We start from the raw sequence: 21,244 nt of genomic DNA, 5'->3' as shown, positions 1-21,244 counted from the left end.
CCTTACCCTTTACGAAACATTTTTAACATACGCTGAGTTACAGTGAACCCACCGAAAATATTGATACTTGCGATCAATATGGCAATAAAGGATAAGAAGCTTACCCAGCCGCCACTGCCAATTTGCAGTAACGCACCAACAACAATGATCCCTGAAATTGCATTGGTCACTGACATCAGTGGTGTATGCAACGCATGTGTCACGTTCCACACCACGTAATAACCTACGACACACGCAAGCGCGAATACGGTAAAGTGTGATAAAAATTCTTTTGGTGCAGAATTTGCAAACCAACCAAAAAGAATAATCGCTAACGCCATCAAACCATATTTCAGCGTTGGCGACATTTTCTTCTCAGGTGCTTTAACTTTCTCCACTGCTTTCGGTTTCGCCTGCGGCTGTGCAGATACCTGAATTGGTGGTGCAGGCCACGTAATTTCACCTTGTTTGATGACAGTCACACCGCGAATAACCAGATCGTCGAAATCAATATTAATTTCGCCGTCTTTCTCTTTACACAACAATTTCATCAGGTTAACAAGATTAGTACCGTATAACTGTGAAGATTGCGTTGGTAAGCGACTTGGTAAATCGGTATAGCCAATAATTTTGACGCCGTTGTCAGTAACAACCAGCTTATCCGCTTGTGTTAATTCACAGTTGCCACCAGTTTGAGCAGCTAAATCCACGATAACACTGCCTGGCTTCATCGACTCGACCATTTCTTTGGTGATCAATTTTGGTGCTGGTTTACCTGGAATCAATGCGGTGGTCACAATGATATCAACATCTTTTGCTTGAGCAGCAAACAGTTCCATCTCCGCCTTAATAAAGGCTTCAGACATGACTTTTGCATAACCGTCGCCGCTACCCGCTTCTTCCTTGAAATCGAGTTCAAGGAATTCAGCGCCCATGCTTTGAACTTGCTCTTTCACTTCTGGACGAGTGTCGAATGCACGCACTATTGCACCAAGGCTACCCGCAGCACCAATGGCCGCAAGCCCTGCAACCCCTGCACCGATGATCATGACTTTCGCTGGCGGTACTTTACCTGCGGCAGTAATTTGCCCTGTAAAGAAACGACCAAATTCATGAGCCGCTTCCACAATGGCACGATACCCTGCGATATTAGCCATTGAACTTAATGCATCTAATGATTGGGCACGAGATATACGAGGTACAGCATCCATTGCCATCACGTTGATATTACGTGCTTTTAAAGCATCCATTAGCTCAGCATTCTGTGCTGGCCAGATGAAACTCACCAGTGTCACCCCTTCTTTTAACAACGGGATTTCATCTTCAAATGGTGCGTTGACTTTAAAAACAATATCCGCGGCAAAAGCGGTGTCACGATCGACAATCTCAGCCCCAGCTTGCTCATAGGCGGTATCATCAAAACTCGCTAAATGACCAGCGTTGTGTTCTACACAAACAGAAAAACCCAACTTAAGAAGTTGAGTGACTGTTGACGGTGTAGCAGCAACACGCGCTTCATTGGCAAGTCGTTCACTTGGTATACCAATACGCATAATGTTCCCTTTTTAAAGCCTAATGTAATGTTGTTTATAGGTGTTTGCTAAAATAATGACCATTATCACAGAGAAAAGTCTTATTTTGTGCATAAACAGATTTTAAATGTCCTAATAACCTACTGAAAATATGCTTCTTGATCCATAATTGATCGCGATTCTTAGACAGTAAATGGAATTCACAGTGAAAATCTTAGTTTTAGGTCAATAAAATACTGGATACTTTAAAAAATCTGGTAAATTTGACTAGTCAATAATTATTTATTTCTTATAAAAAGAAAATCATGAGACAACAGGTTCAGTTACGTGTAATAATCACGTACATGTGATACAACTAAGATTCAGCACGTTTATAATAAATTGCGCAAGGCGGAAGGATTTTGTATGAAGCTGAAAACTACGGTCATCGCAGCCGCGGTGCTATCATTAACTAGTATAACTGCTACTCAGGCGGCTGTTGAGTTGACGCCAAAACAGGCTACTGAATTAAAACCTTATGAGCGTATAACAGTCACCGGGCGCTTTAATGCTATCTATGAAGCATCCGATGCCGTCTCCCGTAGGGCTGATAAAATGGGGGCGTATGCCTTTTACATTCAAAGCCTTGACGATATAGGCGATAGCGGCAACATGCGTGTTGTTGCTGATGTCTATGCCAAAGATGCACCAAGTGTCGATGAACCAAAACGCCGAGTATTCGGTGGCGTTGAAGAAATGTCGAAAACCGATGCAGCACAGTACGAACCATTCGATACTGTCACTGTAAGTGGTTTTTACCCTTCTCAACCCGATTTATATGAAGCCATCGCGAAACAAGCTCTCAAAAAGAATGCGGCTTCATTTTATGTCGTTCGTAATATCGCAATGAATGATGGTGGTAATACATTAGCAACAGCTTATATCTATAAGAAAGACGCGCCAAAACGCCAAGTTCTTAATGAGGAAGCTGTTGTTCCAGCCGATTCAGATGCAGGGCGAGCTCTGTTAGCTGAAGGTGGAGAAGCTGCGAAAAAAGTGCGTATCCCAGGGGTTGCTTCATCAGAAGAACCAACAACTGCTGTTGGTCGTTTCTTTGAAACATCAAGTAGCCAACCAGGGCGTACTAGCGTAACGTTACCAAGTGGTTATGTAATTGAAGAAGTTAATAAAACAGCTGCTGCGCAGATGGTTCCATTTGACTCAATTACATTCTCTGGTTACTACACCAATACTCCTGAAGTACGTTATCAAATTGCGAAACGTGCTGAAGCTAAAGGTGCTAAATATTTCCATATTACAAGAGAATGGCAATCTAATGGCGGAAGCGTAACCATTAGCGCCGACCTATTTAAATAATAAATAGTGTACTCTTCTAAAAACCAGCCTAAATCACTAGGCTGGTTTTTTTCGCCCATAATTACAGCTCAGCCCCTCTCTTTATCTCATTTCTTACCGTGCTTTTTCAGAATTAACGAAAAAGTGAATAAATCACCTGATAAAATGCATATTTTCCCATTGCATATCGGCCATTTCATTCGTAGAATCCACCACTCAAATTATGGCAGTCAATCTCTCTAGATTATTGTACGCTGTTAGTTAAACTCATTACTGTAATGGCGTTTTAACGTCATTTTAACTTTTGATTGTTGAACATTCAGGATTTACTTTGAAAAATACATTAAGCCTTACTGCATTAACCGCCCTTGTTCTTAGCTCAATGGTTGGTGCGGGTGTATTTAGTCTTCCTCAGAATATGGCTGAAGTGGCGAGCCCACTGGCATTAATCATTGGTTGGTCTATTACAGGCGTTGGTATCTTATTTCTCGCATTTGCCCTTTTATTACTATCGCGCATTCGTCCTGATCTTGATGGTGGCATTTTTACCTATGCAAAAGTCGGCTTTGGTGAACTTGTTGGGTTCTGTTCCGCGTGGGGATATTGGCTTTGTGCCGTTGTGGCCAATGTCTCTTACTTGGTTATCGTTTTTGCTGCGATCAGCTTTTTCACCGACACCCCTGATAACATCATTTTTGGTGATGGGAATACATGGCAGGCATTGATTGGTGAATCTATCTTGCTGTGGTTTGTTCATTATTTAGTCCTACGAGGCGTACAAACCGCTGCAGGTATTAATAAATTAGCCACCATGGCAAAACTCGTTCCCCTCGGGCTATTTATCGTTTTAGCATTTTTTGCGTTTAAACTCGACATTTTTAGTGCCGATTTTAGTGGGATTGAGCTAAAAATGCCTGTTTGGGAACAAGTTAAAGACACCATGTTAATTACCCTTTGGGTGTTTATTGGTATCGAAGGCGCTGTTGTGGTTTCCGCTCGAGCGAGAAACCGCCGTGATGTTGGTTTAGCAACGATATTCGCCGTTAGCTCTGCACTCATCATTTATATACTTGTTACATTATTATCACTCGGTATAATGCCTCGCGCTGAACTGGCAGAGATTAAAAACCCATCAATGGCCACTTTAATGGTTAATTTGATTGGTTCAAGTGGCGATATCATTATCGCTGCAGGTCTCATCATTTCAGTTTGTGGCGCTTACCTTAGCTGGACTATTATGGCTGCTGAGGTACCTTATATTGCAGCACAATATCAATCTTTCCCTAAAGTCTTCAATCGGCTAAATAAAAATGATGCCCCTTCTTCATCTTTATGGCTAACGAATGGCGCGGTACAGCTTTCTTTGGTCTTAATTTGGCTCAGTGGCAGTAATTACAATACATTACTGACAATTGCCTCAGAAATGATTTTAGTACCGTATTTTCTAGTCGGTGCATTCTTAATGAAAGTCGCATTTGAAAGGCACAGCAAAGCATTATTAATGGTTGGGTTCGTTGCAAGTATTTACGGCCTATGGTTATTATATGCCTCTGGGTTAATCAATCTTATGCTATCCGTTGTGTTATATGCTCCAGGAATCTTGGTGTTTTTCTATGCACGTCAACAACAGTCTTGTAAGGCTCCATTAAAGGCCATTGAAACCACTATGGCGTTCGCTATCATGGGGGCATCCCTTCCTGCCCTTTATTACTTAGTGGCTTGATGGCTATCAAGGAGGGTCTCTGCCCTCCTTTCCTTCATTCAATACAACTCCCCGTATTATATCGAGTTTTCTATTCGCTCAGCCTATCCTTACTTTATTATGCACTGTTTCCTATTTTATGATTAGTGACCTAAAACTGTTGTACTTACGCAATTGTATATAAATTTTATCAAAAAATAGTATGTTGTAACTAAAGTGTCAGTAATATGCGATTAGACATAAAAAACCGCTTTAGACTATAAGCCCAAAGCGGTTTTATTCATCCAAATTAAAAAATACGTTAGAGTTTTTGTGACAAACTTTCCATCGTTTGAATGATACGTTTGTCTGAAATTGGATATGGCGTTCCTAATTGTTGAGCAAATAGGCTTATACGTAATTCTTCAATCATCCAGCGAATTTCCTGCACCTCTGGTATATTTTTTTGAATAGGTGAAAGTTTCGTTAGCCATTGTTGCCACATATTTTGCACATGCTCAATTTTGCTCATTTGTGCGCGATCACGATTCGGGTCAATAGCCAGTTTTTCAAGGCGACGTTCAATGCCATTTAAATAACGTAGCACATCAGGTAAACGCTTCCAGCCATGTGCGGTCACAAACCCTTTAAAGACTAGGTTCCCCATTTGCGCTTTTAAATCAGAAAGTGCTAGTGCCATGGAAAAATCTACCCGCCCTTTCAAACGTTTATTAATGGCAAACACCGCGCTTAGAATTTGTTCAACTTGCTTCGCAATATTGACCACAACGTCATTGAGTTCTGCACGAGCAAACTCTTTAAGCTTCTCAAATTGCGCTTCATCCCATACAGCACCACCAAAGTTGGAGATCAGTTGATCAACCCCACAAGCAATACAATCGTCAATAAGGTCTAATACCTTACCATAAGGGTTAAAATACAAACCTAATTTAGATTTATTGGGTAGTTTTTCATGGAGATATTTAATTGGAGAAGGAATATTAAGCAATAATAATCGACGAACACCACTCCACATGGCTTGTTGCTGCTCAAATTCCGTTTCAAACACCCGAATACCGACACTGTTTTTTTCATCAACCAACGCTGGGTAGGCTTTCACTGAATAACCGCCCCTCTTTTGCTCATAGCGTTGTGGTAGTTCGCCAAAACTCCAGATATGTAATCCTGATTGCTCAATACCATCATCAACAACTTCAGAAAGCGTTTCTTGTACTTTTTCTTTTAAACTGCTTTTTAGAACATCAAGGTCTTGCCCCTCTGCGATGGTTTTATTTTTTTCACCAATCACGCGGTAAGTCATTTTTAAGTGCGCAGGAAGCTGGTCAAGCTGCCAAGCATCACGATCAACCGTAACGCCAGTCATCCGTCGTAGCTCTTTTTCTAGCTTATCTAATACATTTCCTTCTGGCTCTGCTACTCGCTCAAGAAACGCTGATGCATAATTAGGAGCAGGAACAAAATTTCGTCTGATAGGCTTAGGCAATGATTTGATTAATGCGACAATCAGTTCGTGACGCAATCCTGGCACCTGCCAGTCAAACCCACTATTTTGCACCTGATTTAAAATTGCTAACGGAATATATACCGTCACGCCATCCGCATCTGTTCCAGGTTCAAACTGATAACTTAAGCGGAATTTTAAATCACCTTGATGCCAATAATTGGGGTAATCAAGCGCGGAGACATTGCCTGCATCTTCCTTGATTAACATGCTCTTTTCAAAATTCAGCAAGTCAGCTTGCTGTTTTGACGCTGTTTTCCACCAATTATCAAAATGACGAGATGAAATCACATCGTTTGGAATACGTTGGTCATAAAAGGCAAATAGGGTTTCATCATCAACAAGGATGTCGCGGCGGCGAGATTTATGTTCTAAATCTTCAACTTCTGACAGCAATTTCAGGTTTTCTTTAAAGAACGCATGACGTGTTAACCAATCCCCTTCAACCAAGGCATGACGGATAAACAATTCACGACAAAGCAGCGGGTCAATATTGCCATAATTCACTTGCCGTGATGCCACAATTGGCAAACCATATAATGTCACTTTTTCAGATGCCATCACTGCGCCTTCTGATTTTGACCAATGTGGTTCACTATAGTTATGCTTAGTCAGGTGCGCCGCTAGAGGCTCAACCCACTCAACATCAATAGCGGCGGCAATACGCCCCCATAATTTTGATGTTTCAACCAACTCTGCAACCATGGCCCACTTAGGCGGTTTTTTGAACAAACCAGAGCCTGGGAAAATAGTAAAGCGCGCATTCCTTGCTCCAGTAAACTCATGTTTATCTGCATCTTTTTGCCCAATATGAGAAAGCAGGCCCGATAATAATGAAACATGGATCCCTCGAAAATCCGCTTCAACACTATTAATTGCAAAGCCTTGCTCTTTCACTACTTGACGTAACTGGGTATAAAGATCTTGCCATTCACGAATGCGTAAATAATTTAGAAAATCTTGGCGGCACATTTTGCGAAATTGCGCATTCGAAAGCTGGGTTTGTTGCTCTTTGAGGTAATCCCAAAGGTTTAAAAACGCCATAAAATCCGATTGCTTATCATGGAAGCGACGGTGTTTTTCATCAGAAGCTTGCTGCTTATCTAATGGGCGTTCTCTTGGGTCTTGAATCGATAGCGCCGATACAATAACCATCGTCTCACGTACTGCACCGTGTTTTCGCGCCTCAATCACCATCCGCGCCAATCGCGGATCAACGGGCAATTGCGCGAGTTGTCGGCCTATATCCGTAAGTTGATAGCCTTTATCCACTTGTTTATGTGGTTTAATACCACCGAGCTCTTCGAGTAACTTCACACCATCTTGAATATTGCGCTTATCTGGTGCTTCAACAAATGGAAATGCAGCAATATCCCCTAGCCCAATAGAGGTCATTTGCAAAATAACGGAAGCTAAATTAGTTCTTAGAATTTCAGGATCGGTAAATTCAGGGCGAGAAAGAAAGTCTTCCTCTGAATATAATCGAATACAAATACCATCGGAAACCCGTCCACAACGCCCTTTACGCTGGTTGGCTGATGCTTGTGAAATGGCTTCAACGGGTAAGCGTTGGACTTTAGTTCGATAGCTATAACGGCTAATTCGAGCATAACCCGTATCAATAACATACTTGATACCTGGAACTGTGAGTGATGTTTCCGCAACGTTAGTCGCTAAAATTATGCGTCTGCCACCATGAGGATGAAAAATTCGGTTCTGCTCGCTATTAGATAACCTTGCAAATAAAGGTAAAATTTCCGTATGACGCAATGACAATTTGGATAGTGCATCTGCGGTATCACGAATTTCCCGCTCTCCACTCATAAAAATTAAAATGTCGCCATTACCTTCAACAGATAATTCATTTACTGCATCAATGATCCCATCAATCTGGTCACGTTCGTTATCGTTATCATCCCCAATTATAGGGCGATAACGCACCTCAACCGGATAAGTACGCCCTGAAACCTCGACAATTGGAGCATGGTTAAAGTGTTTAGAAAAACGTTCAGGATCAATGGTTGCGGAAGTAATGATAACTTTTAAATCAGGCCGCTTTGGTAATAATTGGCGTAAATAGCCTAGAATAAAATCAATATTTAAACTTCTTTCATGGGCCTCATCAATGATGATGGTATCGTATTGCAGGAGCAATTTATCATTTTGTAATTCCGCCAGCAAAATACCGTCTGTCATTAATTTGACCTGAGTTGTTTCACTCACTTGGTCACTAAAACGTACCTTATAACCCACATTAGTACCAAGCTCGCACTCTAATTCATGAGCAAGACGGGTCGCAACCGAACGGGCCGCCAACCGTCTTGGTTGAGTATGACCAATAAAACCTTGGAGACCGCGGCCAAGCTCGAGGCAAATTTTCGGGATCTGTGTTGTTTTCCCTGATCCTGTTTCACCTGCAATAATCACCACTTGGTGCTTCTTAATTGCATCCAAGATAACGTCTTTCTTTTGACTAACAGGAAGATTATCTGGATAGACAATTTTAGGTGGGTTCAGTTTTTTTATCGCAACTTTTTGTTTTGCTAATTCAATATCTGCTTTAATCACATCGAGTACCGCATTACGTGATTTTTCATCACGGATTTTTGCAATACCTTGAATTCTTTTTTTCAGTAACCACTGATCACGCAGTGAAGTTTGTCCTATTTCAGCATTTAATGCCATCAGTATGGATTTCACGCTTTAAACCCTTATTTTTAATCAAGTACAATGCACGACGGCCTTTTACTTCGTCGTATAGCAGCAATATTTCGTTTTATTTTTTAGTTCTTGTTATTACATAAATAATACCATCAGTTTTTTTGAAGAAGGCAGTCTAATTTTCTTTCTATCAATCAGTTAGCTATCACGTATGATTATACGTAAAGCAACATCAATAAATTTAAGGACCATAATGAGTAACGTATTACTATTAAAATCAAGTATTCTGGCAGACAATTCTCAAAGCAATAAAATAGCCGATTACTTTATTCAACAATGGCAAGAAAAGAACCCTGAGGACACTGTGACTGTTCGAGATCTCGTCAATGAGCCAATCCCTGCCATTGATGGTGAAATTTTAGCAGCTTTTGGCCCTAGTGACACGAAAACAGAGCAACAACAAGCACATTTAGACCTGTCTAATTCCTTAATTGAAGAAATAAAAGCACATGATGTCATTGTTATTGCTGCGCCAATGTATAATTTTACGATCCCCTCACACTTAAAGCATTACTTTGATTTTATTGCGAGAGCAGGCCATACATTTAAATATACAGAACAAGGCTCTGTCGGTTTACTGGAAAATAAACGGGCATTTGTCTTAACCAGCCGTGGTGGAATATATAAAGATACCCCAGCAGATACCATGGTGCCTTATATGACTTTATTTTTAAATTTTCTGGGTATTAAAGATATTGAATTTGTTTTTGCCGAAGGCACAGCTTTAGGTAATGATTCAGTCGAAAAAGCCCACCAGCAAGCTCAACAACATATTAATGGCCTTATTGTCTAAATCAATCATCAAAACAACCTAAACTACCTTTGTTATTTTGTTATACTTTGCGCACTTTCTGAGTGCGTATTTTTATTTTTTCTTTAGCCATTGACCATTAATACCTCGCACATATTCCCCAGCGTTCGCCCTTTCGACTAGTTTTTGCCCTGCTATTCGAGCGACTTCATTGGTTTTAAGGTTATTTTTGGACGCAATTTCGCTGTACTTTTTTTCCCGTTCACGATTAATTTGTTCTGCTAATTTAACGGCTTCAACATTCTCAGTTTTTACTACCGCTAAGTAGCCTGATAGCGTTTCACCCAAAACCCCTTTTTCTTTTGCTTCATCCACCGTAAGTGAAAATGCTGAAAATACACTTAATAGTGAACACAGAGTTAATACTTTTATTATTCGGCTCATTTATCGCTGACCTCCCCGAATAAGTCGCTGTTTTCTTTGAGTAACTCTTCAACTTGCCTGTCAGCTTTTATCTGTATTTCGTGCTCTATTTTCACATTCATATTAATATTAATTGGCTTATCTGGTGTCGCAACTTCTACTCGCAAACATGCCACTAAGAAAAAAGCCATAATAATCACTGTACTTACTTTTAATGTACTCACGTTATTCCTTAAACCTTCATAGGTTCTTTTCAAGCCATTCTTCTAAAGAGCTACCAAATCGTAAACTACGCCACAGCTGAAAAATATTTTCTTCATGTTGGTAGTTTAAATGCACCTCCCGTTTTTTCTTTTCTTGAGCGTTAAAGCCTTCAAGGATTGTTTTCATCGTTAGCTGCCCTAGATTAGTGATATTCACATCGGTACGGCTACGTTTTATTTCTAAATACTGTAACCAGCCAATGGCAGACCCCGCAGAAATATTATCTTTTTGAATAGATTCTACAAATTGTGTATCTAACCGTAAGGTTAAAGGACCATTGTTTTCTACCCATCCTTGCTTGACTATCCACTCAGGATTATTCAGATAAAACGGAAGTTCACCATTTACTTTGCCTGAAACGGCAAATTGAGATACTTTTAGTATGGTAAATAATTGACTCAGTTCAATTTGATGTAATCGTATCGTCGATGCATCCGTTTGCGGCCAACGTAATAAGTCCATAGAGACATCACCGCCCAACATTTTAAACCCAACATTTGTGAGTTTCAGTGGTGCTGAATCTGTTGGCGGATAAGTTCCAACTAAGTCGGCTTTAATATCCGTCAGTTCAAAAAGGTTGTTGAGCTTTTTAATTCGCAATTCTACGGGAGATTTTTCCCCAAAAGTCCATGTGCTTTGCTTTAAACGCCATGGTAATACAAAATTTAAGCCAGATAACTCACCATCTTTTAACCAAAGACTTGTATTTTCCACACGCCAATGTCCACCAGCAATAAACCCATCCTCTGGGGTAATTGAAAATGCCGCTTGTGAGAATAACTTACCTTGCTTAAGTTCGAGTCCAAGATCGGCAGGTATTAATGTTTGAAATGCGGTGACAGACTGTTCTGGCCAGCGTGCCTCCCCTCTTAAACGCTCACCATCCCAACGCCCAAAAATAACAATGGGCCCCACATCTTGCGTGCTTAAATCACCTTTTAATTGAAATTCAGCAGGTGACTTTCCTTTAATATCCGCGTTCACTGTTATTTTTGGTAAATAACTTTCGACACCAAACTGCATTCGATTACTGGTTAATTGTAATGCACCATTAAAGCTAGCTTTTGTCCCATCTCTTTGCCACTGCAATGGCTTTATGAGTTTTAAGCGTGGGGCACTCATCGATAACAAACCATATTTAATTTGATCGAAGCCTGTTGTCAGATTATTTAAGGTAATTAATGAGTCTTGCCAACTACCATTGCCCTTAATATCCCAACGTGCTGCTAATGAAGGTAATTTGGCATTTCCCCAGTAATTCCAAAACCACTTACCATTATCAAGGGTAAATTTATTGGCTTTACCATCAAGGTGAATATCAAAGTCCCCCCAATATTGCTCTTGCACTTTTAATATTGCCTGTAGCCTTCCCGATATTCCTTCTTCGCTTAAAGATGTTCCAGCCAAAGGTAAACGGATCTCTTTTAACATGATCGTTGGCGATGCTCGCCCATAAGCTCTTAATAATGAGCCTGATAGTAAAGAGATTTTAGGTGAGGTTAATTGTCCTGAAATTTTCGCAGGCAGATTAATATCAAGAACCATATCATCATATTTAACTTGCCCATTTAGCTTAAAATCAACATCCGTATTTAATAAATCAAGATGCGTTTCTGGTAGCGTTAATACAATATTCCCCTTACCTTTCTTCGCCTGCGTCAACATATTCAAACGGCCAGAAAAAATCATATCGCCTAATGGTTTTTCCCAATTTTCAATTTGAAAGCTGACACCACCTTCTATGGGTATCCCTGCCTCTTCCCATTGCCATTTTCCTTGTGAAACGGTAACTATTGATGGTGATAATGCCCATGGAAGATTCAGTACCGTTTTTTGCATATCCGTGTCAGTGACAATTAACACTCCATTTTCATCTAGCCATGCTAATTTTGCTTGTAAATGTTTTTCAGGGCTTAATAATTTAAAATTGGCCTCCAACATTCCTTTTTGTGGAAGTTGGCTTGCAATGAGTGGTAATTGAACATCACCTGTTAATGTTATTGTTTGCTGTTGTTCTGGTAAAAATGCCGAGAACTCACTGATCACCAACTGTTTATCTTTAGTAATCAGCGAGGATAATCTTAAATTATCTCCTCTAAAATCAAACTGCAAAGGGATGTTTTTATCTGAACGGCGTAACCAAATACTCCCCTGGTAGTCATCCCATGGTTGGATATTGATATTATTTATGACCATAGAAAAAAGAGGAATTTTGTCAATCAGCTCAGCAATATTTAGCGGTTCTCCAGATGCCATTTCATCCGATTCAAGTGCGCTAATACACTCTGTAGAAACGTTAACATTATCTATATTTAAATGAAGTGGGAAAAAAGAAAGACGAGCATTTTGCAAATCAACAAGTTTGCAATTCTTTGCTGTTAAACTGAGCTCAGCGATCTGTAATTGCCCCTGAGCCATTCTTGGATCTAAAAATGATAATTGAAGTGGCTTTGGTAAGTAATGAGAAGCAACAACAGGAAGCCAGCGTGCGACTGTTATCCATAATATAGCTAAGAGAACAGCACTCCCTCCGAAAAACCAGAGTAAAATTTTGCCAGCTCTTTTAAATACCTGCATCAACTTCGTCCTTGTGAGATTAGCTCAGTACCATGATTGTTGAATTTTAATTCAATCTTTACATTAACTCGTTGTCTAAAAAGCATAAACCATATTCATATGTAAACAGATACCTATTTTCTTAATTTCTAGGTGATTTACAAACTTAATTGTCTTATTCTGAGTTTATCTTTTGTAGGTACACTATTTTATCTACTATTTTTATTGGTTCCTAAAAATTGGAGTCTCTTCGATGAAAATTGTTTCTTATAGTACCAAACAGTATGATCGCAAGCACATGGAGCAAGTTAATCAAGGCTCAGAATTTAATTTTAGTATTGAATACTTTGATTTTCCATTAACTGTTCAAACCGCCAAAAATGCCGTGGGGGCTGACGCAGTGTGTATTTTTGTTAATGATGAAGCCAATCGTGCTGTTTTAGAAGAGCTTGCAGCTTTAAATATTCACATTTTAGCTTTACGCTGCGCTGGGTTTAATAATGTTGATCTTGAAGCTGCAAAAGAGCTTGGAATTCACGTTGTTCGTGTTCCAGCTTATTCGCCAGAAGCGGTTGCTGAACATGCGGTTGGAATGATGCTGTGCCTAAACCGCCGGATCCACCGTGCTTACCAACGAACCCGTGATGCGAACTTTTCGCTTGAGGGTTTAACTGGCTTTAACATGCATAATCGTACCGCAGGGATCATCGGAACGGGCAAAATTGGGCAAGCGACTTTACGTATTTTAAAAGGTTTTGGCATGCGCTTACTTGCACACGATCCCTACCCTAACCAAACAGTTTTAGACTTAGGTGCAGAGTATGTTGATTTAGATACTTTATATAAACAATCAGACGTTATCTCTCTTCATTGCCCTTTAACACCTGAAAATCATCATTTACTCGATGAAAGCGCTTTCAGTAAGATGAAAAAAGGGGTCATGATCATCAACACAAGTCGAGGAGCCTTAGTTGACTCTGTCGCCGCAATTAATGCATTGAAATCACAAAAAATCGGTTCACTTGGCATGGATGTCTATGAAAATGAACGTGATTTGTTTTTTGAAGATAAATCTAATGATGTGATTCAAGATGACGTTTTCCGCCGCCTTTCATCTTGTCACAATGTATTATTTACAGGCCATCAAGCATTTTTAACTGAAGAGGCTTTAACCAGTATTAGTCAAACAACTCTTAGCAATATTGATCAGGTTAGCCATGGCAAAGCCTGCCCGAATATTGTTAATGCTTAATTGGACGTTGGATTGATGAAACGTTTAATTCCACTGACCTTATTGGGTTTATTATTAGCGGCTTGCCAAACACATCAAGTCGATGCGAAGAACGACGATAAATCGATTCGAGATGCTTTAGTTCACCATCGCTATGTTTTAACTGAAGTTGACGGTAAACCCATTAAAGCAAAACAAACTGTTCCTTACATCGCTTTTGGAGAAAAGATGTTTGTTTCTGCCTCAATGTGTAATGACTTTAATGGATTAGGCTATATTAATAACGCTAATATCACCGTTAAAAACCTGACCAAGACGGAACTTGAATGTGTTGATGAAGATTTGTCTAAATGGGATACCATGTTAAAACGCATGCTTATAGAAGGTGCGACTATTAATTTAAAAAATAATCAACTCGTCTTAATTCAAGGACATTACAAATTAGTGTATTCCTTGCGTGATTACGTCAATTAGTCTCATATTCTAAATACAAAACCGTACTCATTAATGTGATTTCAAATGGGTACGGCTTTTATAGACCTATATCTATTCAAAACTACTTAGCCTTATCGAACAACAAGTCCACTTTCGTGATATGTGACATTTTATCCATATAATTACGGATATTGCTACTGAAAGCTAAGCCAGCAACAATACTTAGGCTACGTAACGTAGGAAAGATATAAAAATCGTTTATATCAATAGTCTCGCCGCGGTTTTCTAGCCAGACATCTAATAATGACATTTGAGGTGCGAGTTCGACGAGTAAAGTATGTGTTTCTTTTCGAAATTCAGCCAAGTCACCATAGGATTTTGACGTTCTCTCTTTATATGCAGCTCTAGCTTCATTTGTGCTTATTTCTGGGAAATCCGTTTCGACAAAACGGGGAGTCACTAATTTAGAGACGACACCAGATACGGCTTTAGACCAAGTTTCAATTTGTGGTGATAAAACCCCCGTAGCGTATTTTTTTTCACTTAGCTGGTCAATATAATGCACAATGTCTAGGCTTTCTGGTAAATAGCTCCCGTCATCTTTTTCTAAGATCGGTAGCATTTTTTTACCGATCATTCGGATGGGTGTCTCATGATCGTTATCCAACAGAACGATTTGCTCTACTGCAATATTTTTTAAGCCCAAAATCATTCTTGCTCTAACGCAAAATGGGCAGTGGTCATAGATATACAGTTTCATTTTTCACCTCACGGATAGTGATAAGCGCCAGTAGAACCTTAATACTAGTATATGTTAATGCACATATTTTGGGATTAATTTTTGTTTTTAGACACTTTAGTGTTTAGTGCACAAAATCCCAATCTAAAAAATAGCATTATGGCAGAATACCTATTTTGAAAATAAGAAATCAATCCCCTATGCCTATAAACAATATTGCTATTATCCTGTTTGATCGATTTGAAACCCTTGATGTGATGGGGCCTGTTGAAGTATTTGGTCGGCTCGACCATTGCCAAATTGATTTTATTTCACCAACAGGAATGCCAATGACAAGCTCTCAAGGTGTAACTGTTAATACGCACATGATTTCAACTCCATCCTATCGGCACATATTGATCCCTGGAGGGCAAGGCTCCCGCCCTCTTTCTATGGATGAAGATTATATCCAGTGGGTAAAAACACAGTTTGAATTTGCAGATACTGCCATTTCGGTTTGTACAGGTTCTGCCATACTGGCAAAAACCTCACTGTTAAATGGAGTAAAAGCAACAACGAACAAACTTGCTTATGAATGGGTAACCAGTCTAAATCATCTTGTTAAATGGCAACCGCTTGCACGTTGGGTTCATGATGGTAAGTTTTATACATCTTCTGGTATCAGTGCAGGTATTGATATGTCTCTACAAATCGTCAGTGATTTTTATGGTGTTGAAATAGCTAAAAGCATTGCATTAAGAATGGAATATATATGGAATCAAGATCCGAGTAACGACCCTTTTGCCAAAAACATCATATAAGATGTTTTTTAGTTTTTATACTCTACCTTATCGAACATTTATTACATTATGTTATTTATCAATGAGTATAATCAATATTTAATTATCTAGATTAGATATTAAGGATCAGAATATTAACAATGAATTATCTATGCATTAACTCATTTAAAAAATTGAATACTTACGTTTAATAAAACCTTAATATATTGATTTTAATCAATGATTTAAAATTCACGCTGAATTAGATTGTTGAAATAATATTATAATGATAACTTGATAACACCAGTGCTATTAATTTTATTGGCTATATTAACAATTAAAAGTGAATTTTTTCTTTTAATATCGTAGATATCCCACACTAAAAACAATGACTTTAATTATTTTATTATAAACAGAGATTTTTATCATAATTATGAGCATTAAAACTTTCAAATCGCTTTAATTTTTAATATACTATTCTCGTAATAGTTGACTAAAAATATCAAATAATAACCCTTCACAAAAATCGAGGATGTCATATGGACATTCATAGTATTATCGGTATAAAAATAAAAAACCGGAGAAAAGAGCTTGGTCTTTCTGGCGCTGATTTAGCTAATAAATTAAATTTAAGTCAGCAACAAATATCTCGATATGAGAATGGTATAAATAAAATACCTATTAACCATTTAGTTGATATCGCTGAAGTTTTGGATTGCCCAATCGAATGGTTTTTTCATGGTTATACAACTAGTTCAAAATCAAATAAAAACAAGCTATCTAATGAAACTAGCCAAGAATTAAAATATACAGCAGAGAGTGTCATTGCTCCAATAAAAAACCGTCCCTAAAAAATTTTTATTAAGATAGTCATTAATTATAAAAATAACATGGATGCATCAGCACCATGTTATTTTTATAGTTTGAGTTAAATAAAATGCCAGTCGTTATAATAACAACTGGCATTTTATAATAATTTAAACTCAATACATATTAATTAGTTTCTTGAATATTCCTCAAAAAACCTATTCAATTAATCATAAGTGATATTAAATACCATTTTTGAATTTACTTCACCAGCTGAAGTTGAACTGCCATATTGGTAGTATCGAGCCTTGTAATTTAAATCAAGATACTTTGTTTGTCGATCTGCTAAGACTCCAACTCTATACTTGTCATTAAATATAAGTGGTTTATTTGTATTACGTTCTAAAACCTGTACCCCGACGCCAGCCGCTCCATTTGATGACTTAATTTGATTAATCAAAACACCTTGTCGGTTATTCATCTTGTCTGGTACATCACCATTAAAAGTCATATTCACATTTGCAAAGCCAGAATAGCTAACACCACCACTACAGATCAATCTAATATCAAAGTTTTTCTCACCTGCAGTTGTACCTACACCATTGAGCTGAGAACGTTTAATTGGATCCAAATAAACATTTTTTTCATTCCCCCCCTCTACTTGGCAAGAAGGAGAAACTATTGTAATTGCTTCAGCATCTAACTTCGTTACTAAAAATGGATTGTTATTTGGAATATATCCATAAGATGTATAGTAACCACTCGCAATAACACCAGATCCTGTAACAGGAGCCGTTTTCACTAAAGTTAAAATAAACTTCGACCCAGCTAAGTAGTAGTTACTTGATGTTGGTGCATAAAATGTATCTGGGTATGTCATCCTTATCGCACCTTCACGGTGAAATTTCATACCAATTCCAGGAACATTTGTCTGATAAATTTTATTCCCTACAGGAACAAGACTCGACATAGTAACTAATGCTGAGATCGGTGTATTTCGAGTACAGTATGCATAAATAGCACTTGAGTTTTCTCTCATATCCCACGTTTGTTCAGCGATTGTATCCCCAACATTTAAATTAGGATCTACCACGACCCGTCCCATCTGCATATTAAGTTCATATGTACGAGTCGAAGTACGATTACAATATGCAGAAGCATAAGTTGCAGTAAGAAGCAATCCAATTCCGATATACAAACGATATTGTTTCGTTATTGACATAAACTTTCCTTGCTGTTTCCAGCTTCTAAAGAGAACGAGCACTGGCCATTGTCCCATTTAATAAATGCTTCTTTCGCGGTTTCACTGCTAATAAACACAGTTCCGCCTTGCCCAACAATACCGATTGACTCACCATTTTTATCAGTCACATTAGCACCGAACGGTAATGATTTATTGCCAGGTCTTACGACATTAAATGCAATATTTTTTTCTACTTTAGTACCAAACTTAATTTTAACTACGCTGCCTTCATAAGGTACAACTTGGCTTGTTGTATTTTCGAAAACAATATCTTCTGGGCTGCCCTTAGGGTCGATTTCTACATTGTTAATACGATAAGCTCTTACATAAGGTGCGATAGCGTAACCATTACTATCTACACGAGTTCCTGGCGCCCCCATAATGGATGCACCTTCAGCACCTTTTGCTTCAATTAACGCTAATGTTGTTGAACTATTAGGCGTCAATGTCACTCCCCCCGAGTGCACAACCATAGAACCATTAGCACCCAATCCAAATTGGCGGTATCCCTGGCCTTGGCTATAGTTAGCGTTGGTATTTACGAGTGAGGTACGGTATCCCGTATTCAAACCAATATTTTTCTCACCACCATTTGCAACCGAAGTGTTTATACCATAAGTCCAGTTATTCTCTTTATCGAATGCACCACTCGCACCAATTTGAGTTGAACCAAATTTTTCGTTATTGAATACTGTATTTGACGTCAATGTTGCACTCTGGCTTTCGCCAAAATACAGGGGATAACTCAGATTTAAACTTATACGGTCGTCTTTTTTATTATTATTAGTATTATCTGCATATACTCTCATCAGCGCGATACCATATGAGAGACGGTTATAATTATTGTTATAACTCAGTTGATATTGCTCTTCAGTTCCTGATTTATCCCAATAATTAGAGATACGGCCAGTAAAATAAATCCCACCGTACCCTTCTGGTAAGTTTTGGTTTATTGTATAGCTAAAGCCATTCTTTTCGCGGCCTAGCGTATTTTCTACGCCACGCTTATCATTATCTATTGCATACAATGCATTATTAATATTGTAATAATCTTTTGTTGAATATCGATAAGCAGCTAATACTAGGTTAGTATCTGTCTGTGTGAATAAACGACTAAATGTTAAACGATAACTTTGCCCATTCTCGGTTCTATATTTAAATGCAGTTCTTGATTGTGTTAAGTCAACTGCAACTGCACCAAATCCAGTATTGATACCTGTACCAACTAAATAAGCCTGGTAGTCATCAAATGCTGTCACACCGCCATAAAGTGTAAATGTATTATTCAAACCATGCTGAATAGTTCCCTGCATAATAAAGGGACGATTTCTTAATCCATCAGCATCTGCTTTACCACTAGCAACTTGATATCGAGTGAAACCTGGGCGTAATAATTGCGCTAACGATGAATATGGCACACTGAAAGTCGTTTCATTACCATCAGCTTCTTTTACTGTTACAACCAAATCATTCCCATAACCTGATGGATAAACATCCGTTAAGCTAAAAGGACCTGGAGAGACAGTTGTTTGGTAAATAATAGAGCCATTTTGCCTGACAGTGACCAAAGCATTACTTTGTGCTATACCTCTAATTTCAGGCGCATATGTTGACATCCCATCAGGGTACATGTTGTCATCTGTCGCCAGCTTTGCACCACGTAAGCTGATACTATCGAATAGATCGCCATCTGTATAAAATTGCCCAGCAGTCGCTTTTGATTTTAATCCTGCAATAGGTTTTTGTAAGTAAGTTTGATTGCTATTCCAATTCGTACCATCATGGCGCTGCCAGTTAAGGTTGCCAATATGCTTGAACAACCAACCATCAAAGCTTAACCCAGCATTTAATCCAAGGTAAGCGCTGGCGTTATCAGTTCCTTGAGAACCACTAGTATGATTATCATAATAGTTAGCCATATAGCTTACATTCAATGCAGGGATCCCTGTTTCCCAAAACTGAGGAGAAACATATCCACGGGAAATTCGCTGCTCATAAATTTGTGGAACAGAAATATCTAAACGTAGTGTCGATGCGTGGAAAATATCCACAACATCTTTTTCATTATTCCAATCTTTTAATGGTAAGCAACTGTCACTATCTTGGTTAAGTGTTGGGTTCAATTTTTCAGTATTAATACCAAAGTCAGAAAGCATTGCTGGCGTGTAGCACACCGCTAATCGACCATCTTTCTGCTCTTCAAAATTGAGATCATAGCGCCCCTTCCAGTTGTTATTTGTGTAAACATCAACTGAATATTTTCCAGGGCTAATTCCTGAAGAATTGAATCGCGCCAGATCAACGTCTTCTTTACTACCTATAATAAAACCACTATTAAACTCATAGGTTGTATCTTCTTCACTCCATGCATAAAATGTAGGTACCATACATGCAGTGACAAAGCAGGTCACAGAGAGCGTATTGCTATATTTATTTATTAACTCTCGCTGTTTCATCATATATTCCTATTTAACGGTAGTTTTCACCGCAATATCTGATCCATAATCATTAATATTATTAATTACGATGTTACTTCCTGAACTTACGACTTTTTTTAATTCTACCGTTGTTTGACTTTTGGGCTCTAATAAAACAGTTTTTTCATTTAAGCCAGACTTACCATCTGTTGAAATCTTTGTAACCGTAATATAGTAAGGAGTCGGATTATCGATAATAATATTCTTACCACTTGATTTGATGACAAGTTGCTCTGGCGCTAATTCACGGCTACCTAGCCCCGTTGGGCGATAAAAGAATTTAAAGCGAGAGCGGATCGCTAATTGCAATACATTCTGATTATCAGCCTCCTTACCTTTAGCCACCGGTGGAATGTCTAAAATATTTAACCACCATAAACTTTCTCTATCCTGAGGAATACTTCCTTTATCCATTAATTTGATTCGTAATGTTTGGCCACCTTTAGCCTCTACACGTGAAATTGGCGGTGTAATTTGAAAAGGTGTTTTTATCGTGTCTGGCGTTTCTGATGCATCACCGGTATCAAGCCAAGCTTGTGCAATCGCAGGACGATCCGCTGTGTTGTTTAATTGCACGGTAATTTCTTTTTCATTTCCAGGGTAAATAAACCGTGTGCCATTGACGATAATATTATTAGCAAATGAATGCATACTGAAAATGAAGCAGAATATAAAAACTATTGCTTTCATTTAAACCTCAAAATAAAAGCGGCAGTATAGCTACCGCTTATTAAAGTAATATTTACTTAATATTCAAATAATGTCATAGGAATAACACTAATAAATAATT

General features: G+C 38.5%; 16 protein-coding genes. 7 read left to right on the top strand and 9 right to left on the bottom strand.

All coding sequences use genetic code 11. From position 1 onward, the window contains the following. Positions 1 to 2 precede the first annotated feature (2 nt). Positions 3 to 1,532: a Re/Si-specific NAD(P)(+) transhydrogenase subunit alpha gene (gene pntA / locus PSF27_RS04145; protein WP_206084229.1), complete on the bottom strand. Its 1,530-nt coding sequence runs from the start codon at positions 1,530 to 1,532 to the stop codon at positions 3 to 5. A 384-nt stretch (positions 1,533 to 1,916) separates the two neighbouring features. Here pntA and ydgH point away from each other — a divergent pair, with 384 nt between their 5' ends. Further along, the gene (gene ydgH, locus PSF27_RS04140; RefSeq protein WP_206084228.1) at positions 1,917 to 2,867 is read left to right on the top strand and encodes a DUF1471 family protein YdgH; all 951 of its coding nucleotides are present in this window, start codon (positions 1,917 to 1,919) and stop codon (positions 2,865 to 2,867) included. Between the two features lie 310 nt (positions 2,868 to 3,177). Next, on the top strand, positions 3,178 to 4,569 hold the full coding sequence (locus tag PSF27_RS04135; RefSeq protein ID WP_272538457.1) for an amino acid permease: 1,392 nt from the start codon (positions 3,178 to 3,180) through the stop codon (positions 4,567 to 4,569). Between the two features lie 280 nt (positions 4,570 to 4,849). Here PSF27_RS04135 and hrpA read toward each other — a convergent pair whose 3' ends face one another. Further along, complete coding sequence (gene hrpA / locus PSF27_RS04130; RefSeq protein WP_272681001.1) at positions 4,850 to 8,734, bottom strand: ATP-dependent RNA helicase HrpA; 3,885 nt, start codon at positions 8,732 to 8,734, stop codon at positions 4,850 to 4,852. Between the two features lie 229 nt (positions 8,735 to 8,963). On the opposite strand from hrpA, the gene PSF27_RS04125 reads away from it, so the two are divergent. Next, positions 8,964 to 9,563, top strand: a complete 600-nt coding sequence (locus PSF27_RS04125; RefSeq protein WP_272680911.1) for an FMN-dependent NADH-azoreductase — start codon at positions 8,964 to 8,966, stop codon at positions 9,561 to 9,563. A 72-nt stretch (positions 9,564 to 9,635) separates the two neighbouring features. Here the strand turns inward: PSF27_RS04125 and PSF27_RS04120 are convergent, their stop codons facing one another. Genes PSF27_RS04120 through PSF27_RS04110 form a run of 3 tightly spaced genes read right to left on the bottom strand, consistent with a single transcriptional unit; the run spans position 9,636 to position 12,785 of the window. Beyond that, entirely contained in the window at positions 9,636 to 9,965 is a 330-nt protein-coding gene (locus PSF27_RS04120) for a YdbL family protein (RefSeq protein ID WP_206084225.1), read from the bottom strand. Then, the gene (locus PSF27_RS04115; RefSeq protein WP_206084422.1) at positions 9,962 to 10,135 is read right to left on the bottom strand and encodes a YnbE family lipoprotein; all 174 of its coding nucleotides are present in this window, start codon (positions 10,133 to 10,135) and stop codon (positions 9,962 to 9,964) included. Before PSF27_RS04115 ends, PSF27_RS04120 begins: the two co-directional genes overlap by 4 nt. A 49-nt stretch (positions 10,136 to 10,184) precedes the next feature. Further along, positions 10,185 to 12,785, bottom strand: a complete 2,601-nt coding sequence (locus PSF27_RS04110) for a YdbH family protein (protein WP_272680910.1) — start codon at positions 12,783 to 12,785, stop codon at positions 10,185 to 10,187. Positions 12,786 to 13,017: 232 nt separating this feature from the next. Here PSF27_RS04110 and PSF27_RS04105 point away from each other — a divergent pair, with 232 nt between their 5' ends. Continuing rightward, positions 13,018 to 14,016, top strand: a complete 999-nt coding sequence (locus PSF27_RS04105; RefSeq protein WP_272680909.1) for a 2-hydroxyacid dehydrogenase — start codon at positions 13,018 to 13,020, stop codon at positions 14,014 to 14,016. Between the two features lie 15 nt (positions 14,017 to 14,031). Then, a complete protein-coding gene (locus PSF27_RS04100; RefSeq protein ID WP_206084222.1) occupies positions 14,032 to 14,469 on the top strand; it encodes an META domain-containing protein in 438 nt (145 codons plus the stop codon). 82 nt (positions 14,470 to 14,551) lie between these two features. On the opposite strand, the gene grxB is transcribed toward PSF27_RS04100, so the two are convergent. Further along, entirely contained in the window at positions 14,552 to 15,190 is a 639-nt protein-coding gene (gene grxB / locus PSF27_RS04095) for a glutaredoxin 2 (RefSeq protein ID WP_206084221.1), read from the bottom strand. Positions 15,191 to 15,369: 179 nt separating this feature from the next. On the opposite strand from grxB, the gene PSF27_RS04090 reads away from it, so the two are divergent. Further along, positions 15,370 to 15,969, top strand: coding sequence for a DJ-1/PfpI family protein (locus PSF27_RS04090; RefSeq protein ID WP_206084220.1), 600 nt, complete (start codon positions 15,370 to 15,372; stop codon positions 15,967 to 15,969). A 497-nt stretch (positions 15,970 to 16,466) separates the two neighbouring features. Next, positions 16,467 to 16,778, top strand: coding sequence for a helix-turn-helix domain-containing protein (locus PSF27_RS04085; RefSeq protein ID WP_206084219.1), 312 nt, complete (start codon positions 16,467 to 16,469; stop codon positions 16,776 to 16,778). Between the two features lie 182 nt (positions 16,779 to 16,960). Here PSF27_RS04085 and PSF27_RS04080 read toward each other — a convergent pair whose 3' ends face one another. From PSF27_RS04080 to PSF27_RS04070, 3 genes are read right to left on the bottom strand one after another with little or no spacing between them, the layout of a single operon-like run. Further along, positions 16,961 to 17,956, bottom strand: coding sequence for a fimbrial protein (locus PSF27_RS04080; protein ID WP_206084218.1), 996 nt, complete (start codon positions 17,954 to 17,956; stop codon positions 16,961 to 16,963). Beyond that, on the bottom strand, positions 17,947 to 20,433 hold the full coding sequence (locus PSF27_RS04075; RefSeq protein WP_306803666.1) for a fimbria/pilus outer membrane usher protein: 2,487 nt from the start codon (positions 20,431 to 20,433) through the stop codon (positions 17,947 to 17,949). The genes PSF27_RS04080 and PSF27_RS04075 overlap by 10 nt, the downstream gene beginning before the upstream one ends. Before the next feature lie 9 nt (positions 20,434 to 20,442). Continuing rightward, complete coding sequence (locus PSF27_RS04070; RefSeq protein WP_272680907.1) at positions 20,443 to 21,144, bottom strand: fimbrial biogenesis chaperone; 702 nt, start codon at positions 21,142 to 21,144, stop codon at positions 20,443 to 20,445. Between the last annotated feature and the right edge of the window lie 100 nt (positions 21,145 to 21,244).

This window comes from Providencia sp. PROV129, assembly GCF_028482245.1.
Classification (GTDB): domain Bacteria; phylum Pseudomonadota; class Gammaproteobacteria; order Enterobacterales; family Enterobacteriaceae; genus Providencia; species Providencia vermicola.
This window is presented reverse-complemented; position numbering and strand designations above follow the sequence as displayed.